The sequence below is a fragment of the Terrabacter carboxydivorans genome (genome assembly GCF_039532035.1).
GTDB classification, from domain to species: Bacteria; Actinomycetota; Actinomycetes; order Actinomycetales; family Dermatophilaceae; genus Terrabacter; species Terrabacter carboxydivorans.
The window spans coordinates 1-1,045 of the sequence record NZ_BAAARE010000069.1 but is presented as its reverse complement, the minus strand read 5'-3'; the positions used below and the strand labels follow the sequence as shown (position 1 = coordinate 1,045).

Genomic DNA, 1,045 nt, shown 5'->3' with positions numbered 1-1,045 from the left:
GTCGCGGCTTGAGCTGGTCGGGGTCCGGTGCGGCCTTTGTACTGGCGGTGTAGCGCGCTGAGGGTGGGATCCCGCCGATGCCTTGATGGGGTCGCTGCGTGGTGAACACGACGTCATAGACGTCCAGCAGCCGTTGCAGCTCCGGCAGGTCCTGCGCTCGAGGCCGAGCCCTGAGCCATCGTTCCAAGGTCTGCCACTCGCGTTCCTTCTTGCCGTTGGTTCGAGGCCGGCCGGGGTTGGAATTGACCATAGCGACCCCGATCCGGTGCAAGCGGGCCTCGAACTCGGTGTATCCGCCGCCCTTGACCAGTCGGGCGGTGAACGCAGAGGAGTTGTCGCACTGCACGACCGCGGGCTTGCCGTACCGATTGATTCCCGCGACCAGGCACGCCCACGTGTCGGCCCCGTTCTCGCTGGCAGCAGCCCGGGAAGCCATGATCGCTCGGGAATGATCGTCCTGAAACCGCAGCACGACCGCTCTCCCTGCGGCCATGTCGGTCAGGTGACCGTCCAGCTGCCATACCCCGTTAGGCTTCAGCGCCTCGAATCGGCGGTAGCTGGACCTAGGCCGCTTGGCTGGGGTCGGAGTGGTTCGCCCGTGTGCGGCCAGGATCTTGTGACAGGTCCGGGCCGAGGGTACGGCGACCCCTGCGCGGAGCAGCCAGTCGTGTACCGACCGGGCTCCGGCGTCCCAGCCCTGCTCGAGGAGCCGGTCGTGCTCGTCCAGGATCGCCTGCATCACCTCCGCCGAGGTCGCCGTCGGGGACCGGACCGGTCGACGCGAGCGGGGCAGCAATCCCTCGATTCCGTCCTGGGCCATCCGCCGTTGGTAGGCGTAGTAGCGCTCCCGGGAGATGCCGAGCTCTTTGCACACCGCCGTCACTGTCGCACCGTCAGCATCCCGCAGCAGCGCGTGGGCAGCCGTAGCCAAGCGAACTTCCATCGAGATCTCCCTGCCAGCCATGCAGCCCACCATGGACCGAGACCCGGCGAGTGTCAGGGATGTCCCTTCACAGGACTGACAGGGATGTCCCTTCAAAAGACA

The 1,045-nt window shown here is 66.8% G+C and carries 1 protein-coding gene; it reads right to left on the bottom strand.

The window, feature by feature from the left end:
* A partial coding sequence (locus ABD297_RS23580; RefSeq protein ID WP_344257605.1) for a DDE-type integrase/transposase/recombinase occupies positions 1 to 964 on the bottom strand: 964 nt, incomplete at its 3' end.
* Positions 965 to 1,045: the final 81 nt, after the last annotated feature.